This is a genomic window from Streptomyces sp. NPDC090032 (assembly GCF_044748025.1).
Classification (GTDB): Bacteria; Actinomycetota; Actinomycetes; order Streptomycetales; family Streptomycetaceae; genus Streptomyces.
Window position 1 is genome coordinate 1 of sequence record NZ_JBIVFF010000035.1, and the last position, 1,238, is coordinate 1,238.

At 65.3% G+C, this 1,238-nt stretch carries 1 protein-coding gene; it reads right to left on the minus strand.

All coding sequences use genetic code 11. The annotated features are described in order from the left end of the window. Positions 1-11: 11 nt before the first annotated feature. Positions 12-1,070, minus strand: coding sequence for a type III polyketide synthase (locus ACIPWY_RS40250; protein WP_393706214.1), 1,059 nt, complete (start codon positions 1,068-1,070; stop codon positions 12-14). Positions 1,071-1,238 lie beyond the last annotated feature (168 nt).

Sequence of the window (1,238 nt, forward strand, 5' to 3'; positions counted from 1 at the left end):
TTTTGGGGGTGTCAGGTTTCGGTTTGGGTGGTCCAGGTGCCGAGGGAGATTTCGGCGGTGATGCCTGGTCCGAAGCCGGCCATGAGGCCGCGGTGGCCGTCGAGGGTGGAGGCTTCGTTGAACATGCGGGCGAGGGCGTCGAGTACGACGGCGCTGGCTATGTTGCCGTATTCGGTGAGTGTGGCGCGGCTGAAGCGGAATGCTTCGGGTGGTACGTCGAGGTAGGTGCTGAGGTCGTCGAGGATGCGTGGGCCGCCTGCGTGGATGATGTAGAAGTCCATTTTGCCGGCGTTCCATTGGTGTTGTTCGGCGAGGGCTTGGAGGGCGGGGGCGAGTGGTTCCATGGTTCCGGGTACGCGTTTGTCGAGTTGGAAGTGGAAGCCGGTGGAGCGTACGGCGTAGGAGATCCAGTCTTCGGTGCTGGGGATGATGTAGGAGCCGTTGCGTTCCAGGCGGACTCCGGTGCCGCCGTTGCCTCGGAGTACGGCGGCGGCGATGCCGTCGCCGAACAGGCCGTTGGACAGGAGGGATCCGACGCCGAGGTCGGTGGGCTGGTAGCACAGCGAGCAGAACTCGCAGGCGACGATGAGTACGTTGGCGTCGGGGTAGGCGGTGCAGAAGTCGTGGGCGCGGTTGATGGCGGCGCCGCCTGCTGCGCAGCCGAGTTGGGCGATCGGTAGTTGCCGGGTGTTGGGTCCGAAGCCCATGGTGTCGATGAGCCATGCGGTGGGTGGGGGCATCATGAAGCCGGTGCAGGAGACGTAGATGATGAGGTCGATCTGCTGGGGTTCGAGTTCGGCGTGGTCGAGGGCGCGGCGTACTACGGCCGGTACGCGGGCTTTGGTGTGTGCCTCGTAGGTGGCGCTGCGGGCGTCGAGGCCGGGGTGTTGGAGTACTTTGTCGATGGGTTGGATCAGGTGCCGTTTTTGTACTCCGGTGTGTTCGATGAGGCTGAGGACCAGGTCGAGTTGGGGGTGGCCGTGGTGCAGCCGCCTCGCCAGTTCGAGGGTCTCTTCGTTGGTGATGACGTACTCGGGTACTTCGATGGCCGGTTTGCAGAGCACCGCCATGGAACGCCTCCCAGCGCACGTGGTCTGCATTGCCGCGTCGTGGCCGGGTGAGGTGGGGGCTGTTCGCCGTTCGGGAGCTCACCGGGTTGGTCCGCGCTGAAAGGGGTGTGGGGCGGATGTGTGGTGGGCTCCGGCGTGGTTTCACCTGGTACCGGCGCGGTGGGGGGC